We start from the raw sequence: 4,697 nt of genomic DNA, 5'->3' as shown, positions 1-4,697 counted from the left end.
TCATAGTATCAATTGTTTCACTTCTGATTCTGATGTCCGCTGGCTTATCCGCGGAAATCGGTGATATCATCAACAGTAATCCGACACCCGGGCAGTTCCCGACCGGATTGACCTCGGATGGGAAATATTTATATACTGTCGACCGCCAGACAGATACGCTCTATCGGCTCGACAAGAAATCGGCGGAAATAATCAGTTCGATGCCGGCACCCGGTTACAATATCTCCGATCTGGCCTATGACGGCCAGAATATCTGGTGTCTGGATATCGAGGAAAATCTGATCTACCTCTATGATTTCGAAAACGGTATCAGCCTGCGCACCCTCTGGTGCCCGGCCGAAAAGCCGCGCGGGCTGACCTTCGATGGTGAATATCTCTGGGTATCGGACATACGTTCGGATAAACTGATGCAGATCTCGACTGAGGACGGCACTACGATTGAGGAGTTTACCGCACCCTCCGGCAATGTCGAGGGACTCACTTTCGATGGTCAATATCTCTGGGCTTCCGACCGCTACACCGATAAAATCTACTTAATCGATCCACAACGCCAGGTGGTCATATTCTATTTCGACGCTCCCGCTCCCTACGCCCGCGGGCTGGCGTTTGACGGCACCTACCTGTACAACTGCGATTACCAGGCTGATTCGATCTATGCCGTCAAGATTATTGATACCGAGATCCTGAGCCGAAGCGATGAAAAACATCAGGAGTTGATCTATACCGAACAGGTACGCAACTACGGTCCCGGTGATCTGGTTGACCTGGAGATTTACATGGCGGTTCCCTCCCGGCGCGACAACCAGGACCTGATCGGCCAGCCTCAGTTTATACCCGAACCGACAGAGTTCCGTAACGATCAATGGGGCCAGAAAGTGGCGGTCTGGCACTACGACCGACTTGTTGCCGGCGATATGGCCGAACCGACCATGCTGGCCGAGTGCAAGCTCTACGCTGTCAGGTATTTCGTATATCCCGAGGATGTCGGCTCGCTGGATGATATCCCCGATGATATCAAGGATAAATACCTGGTCGATGACACTAAGTTCGGGATGTCCAATGAATATATGCAGAATACCCTGGATAAGATTTTGGGCGACGAGGAAAACCCGTACTGGATCGCGCGTGATATATATCAGTATTTGATGGAAAATATGTATTATGAGCTGGCGGGAGGATGGAATATCGCTCCGACCGTGCTCAAGCGCGGTTCCGGCTCATGTTCGGAATATTCGTTCGTTTACATTTCGCTCTGCCGGGGAGCCGGGATTCCCGCTCGCTATGTCGGCTCGGTGGTTGTGCGGGGCGATGATGCTTCGACTGACGATGTCTTTCATCGCTGGGTCGAGGTCTATCTGCCCAATGTCGGATGGTTCCCGGTCGACCCGTCCGGGGGTGATCAGGCCTCTCCCGAAAAGCAGGCCGCTTATTTCGGCGGTCTGTCGAACCGCTTCTTGATCACGACCGAAAGCGGAGGTGGATCGGAGTATCTCGAATGGGGCTACAACTCCAGTTTGAAATACAAATTCAAAGGTAAAGTCAAGGTTCACAACGAACACTTTGGTGAATGGTCACCGGCAGGCAGTCCCGAAGAAAAGTAGATTTGTCAGAATGACAGGAAAATTTATCAGCCGGGATGTTTGGATTTAAACACCGGCCGAAAAAATATATATAATATTTATCCTGTTTTATTCCTTGAATGCCATTATTTTGACCGGGGTGCAGGAGTTTACATCCAAATCCGGATGCATTATTGGTTTAACTGGTGAAGCCGAAAGCCGATACTTATATAAAGCGGAATCCAATCAGGGAGAAGAACATATATGCGTTATTTAGTTACCGGAGGAGCCGGTTTTATCGGGTCCAACATAGCAGCAGAACTTCTCAGGCAGAATAAAGATGTACGCGTGATCGACAATTTCTCGACCGGTCGCAAACGGAACCTGGCACCTCTTATGAATCGGATCGAGCTGGTCGACGGCGATATCCGGGATTACTGGACTGTGATCGAAGCAGTCAAGGATGTAGACTATGTACTGCACCAGGCGGCCTTACCATCGGTCCAGCGGTCCGTCCAGAACCCGTTGACATCCAACGATGTCAATCTATGCGGTACTCTCAACCTGCTCGAAGCGGCGCGACAGGCCGGCGTCAAAAAATTCGTCCTGGCATCCTCTTCCTCAGTCTACGGCGAGTCCGAGGAACTTCCCAAACATGAGAAAATGATGCCCTCGCCACTCTCACCTTATGCTGTCACCAAGCTGACCTGCGAGTATTACGCCACTGTCTACGACCGTCTTTACGATCTACCCTGTGTGGCACTGCGTTATTTCAATGTCTTCGGTCCCAACCAGGACCCGACCAGCCACTATTCTGCTGTGATTCCGCTCTTTATCAACGCCCTTTTGACCGGCAACCAGCCGGTGATTTTCGGCGATGGTCTCCAGTCGCGCGATTTCACCTACGTTTCCAATGCTGTCTATGCCAATATCCTGGCGGCAGAGAGCGAGGATGTGCGCGGTGAAATCTTCAATGTGGCCTGTGGCGAACGCTATACATTGCTTGACCTTTTGAAAGATCTAAATGATATTATCGGGACCGATATCGAACCGCTTTTCGACCAGCCCCGACCCGGCGATATCAAACATTCGATGGCCGCTATCGATAAGGTGGAAACAAAACTGGGTTACAAGATGTTAGTCGGATTTAAGGAAGGTCTTGAGAAAACTGTCGAACACTTCAGGCAGGAAATGAAAACCGCCGCCTACGCCGGCAAAAAATAGCAGGTCTGATGACAAATCCTGAAACCACCGCCAAACCCGGCATAAATATAGATATAAAGATCATTTTTATACTGGTCCTGATACTCGCAGTCTACCTGCCGGTCTTGATCGACCTTGTGGTCGACTGGTATCAGGACGATAACTATTCCCATGGTTTTCTGATCCTGCCGATTGCGGCCTGGCTGATCTGGCGTAAACGCAATGAGCTGGCTGAGACACCCACAAAGATGAACAATCTTGGGCTTTTGATGGCGATCGGCTCGCTCTTTCTTTTAATCGCCGGTACCGCCGGGGCGGAGTATTTCACCGCGCGGGTGTCATTTGTCGGTCTGCTGTTTTCATTGTGTCTGTACTTTTTCGGATGGCAGTTCACACGCAAGATCTGGTTCGCTTTCTTCTTCATGTTGTTTATGATCCCGATACCTTATGTTATATATTATGCCGCCACTTTTCCGATGCAACTTCTGGCCTCCAAAGTTGCCGGGGTGGTCTTAAACGCAATTGGACTGCCTCTCATCCGCCAGGGAAATATTCTGCATATACCCAATTATACCCTGGAAGTAGCCGAGGCCTGTTCAGGGATCCGTTCGCTGTTTTCGCTTCTGGCTTTGGGCGCGCTGTTCGCCTATTTCACGCAGGACAACAAATTTAAAGCGGTCTTTCTGTTTCTGGCGACGGTCCCGATCGCAATCGCCGGCAATGTCTTCCGGGTAACAGTCACCGCCCTGGGTGCGCATACTGTTTCAATTAAATTCGCCGAAGGTACATTGCATGAGATCTCCGGATTGATCGTGTTCGTGTTTTCACTGATTTTACTCTTTGCTCTGGGAGCTATTCTCAAATGGGAAAAACCGGAATTCAAAAAACTCCGTTCCTGATCACTGTCGCACTGCTGGTGGTTTTCGGCGGATTATCCTACATTTTGCGTTATACTACGGTCACTCCTGACCGTCCGGCTGATTTTGAACAGCTCCCGCTCGAATACAAAGATTGGCAGGGCGAGGAACATATATTTTCCGAGGTGACTTACCAGGTCCTGCAGGCCACATCGACCACAATGCGGAGCTACACTCATCCGCAACTGGACAACAGCCAGCCCGGGTTATTCATCGGATATTTCGAGGATCAGAAATATGGCGCCCAGATTCACAGCCCGCGTCACTGCCTGCCCGGCGGAGGATGGGGCATCATGAGCCATACGGTCACCACACTCGAAATCAACGGGCGCAGTTTGCCGGTCAATCGCTTAATTATCGGGGCTCGCAACGTGCGCCAGTTGATGTACTACTGGTTTGAAACCCGGTCAGGGATAATCACCAACGAGTTCGCTCTCAAATTTGACCTGTTCAAAAATGCTCTGTTGATGAGACCGACTGATGCCGCCTTTATACGACTCACGCTCTTTTTGCCCCAGGGAAAAACCGAACAGGAAGGGGAACAGGTACTGCAAAACTTCCTCTCCGATTTCCTTCCGAAAATAGAAAACAGCTTGCCTTTCGAATCCCGATAGCTAATATTTAACCCATGATCAAGTACCTGCTGAAGGCCATGAGACCTCACCAATGGTCCAAAAACCTTGTCGTTTTTGCAGGGCTGATATTCGCCCGCGAATTTACCAATATCGACCTGGTACTGAAATCAATTCTGGCTTTCGGCGTATTCTGCCTGGCTTCATCGGCTGTTTACCTGATCAATGATGTCATCGACTACGAAAAAGACCGCAATCATCCCAAAAAACGTAATCGCCCGATCGCGGCTGATAAACTGCCACGGTCCACGGCGACTGTCTGGGCGGTAATCCTGATGGCAACCGCTCTGGCAGGAGCGTATTTTATGCTCAATATACAGTTTACAACCGCTGTGCTGGCATATCTTCTGTTGATCATATTTTATTCAACTGTTTTGAAGCAGGTA

At 50.1% G+C, this 4,697-nt stretch carries 5 protein-coding genes; all 5 read left to right on the top strand.

The window, feature by feature from the left end; translation table 11 throughout:
* The first annotated feature begins 32 nt into the window (after positions 1–32).
* On the top strand, positions 33–1,601 hold the full coding sequence (locus tag GF404_13350; GenBank protein MBD3383165.1) for a transglutaminase: 1,569 nt from the start codon (positions 33–35) through the stop codon (positions 1,599–1,601).
* 222 nt (positions 1,602–1,823) lie between these two features.
* Positions 1,824–2,783: an NAD-dependent epimerase/dehydratase family protein gene (locus tag GF404_13345; GenBank protein ID MBD3383164.1), complete on the top strand. Its 960-nt coding sequence runs from the start codon at positions 1,824–1,826 to the stop codon at positions 2,781–2,783.
* An 8-nt stretch (positions 2,784–2,791) separates the two neighbouring features.
* Positions 2,792–3,661, top strand: a complete 870-nt coding sequence (gene xrt / locus GF404_13340) for an exosortase (GenBank protein MBD3383163.1) — start codon at positions 2,792–2,794, stop codon at positions 3,659–3,661.
* The gene (gene epsI, locus GF404_13335; GenBank protein MBD3383162.1) at positions 3,625–4,293 is read left to right on the top strand and encodes an EpsI family protein; all 669 of its coding nucleotides are present in this window, start codon (positions 3,625–3,627) and stop codon (positions 4,291–4,293) included. Before xrt ends, epsI begins: the two co-directional genes overlap by 37 nt.
* A 14-nt stretch (positions 4,294–4,307) precedes the next feature.
* A partial coding sequence (locus GF404_13330; protein MBD3383161.1) for a decaprenyl-phosphate phosphoribosyltransferase occupies positions 4,308–4,697 on the top strand: 390 nt, incomplete at its 3' end.

This window comes from Candidatus Zixiibacteriota bacterium (genome assembly GCA_014728145.1).
Classification (GTDB): Bacteria; Zixibacteria; MSB-5A5; order JAABVY01; family JAABVY01; genus WJMC01.
This window is presented reverse-complemented; position numbering and strand designations above follow the sequence as displayed.

Coding starts and splice junctions, on each gene's coding strand:
- GF404_13350 (MBD3383165.1), top strand. CDS start 33: ATGTCCGCTGGCTTATCCGCGGAAATCGGTGATATCATCAACAGTAAT.
- epsI (MBD3383162.1), top strand. CDS start 3,625: ATGGGAAAAACCGGAATTCAAAAAACTCCGTTCCTGATCACTGTCGCA.
- GF404_13345 (MBD3383164.1), top strand. CDS start 1,824: ATGCGTTATTTAGTTACCGGAGGAGCCGGTTTTATCGGGTCCAACATA.
- xrt (MBD3383163.1), top strand. CDS start 2,792: ATGACAAATCCTGAAACCACCGCCAAACCCGGCATAAATATAGATATA.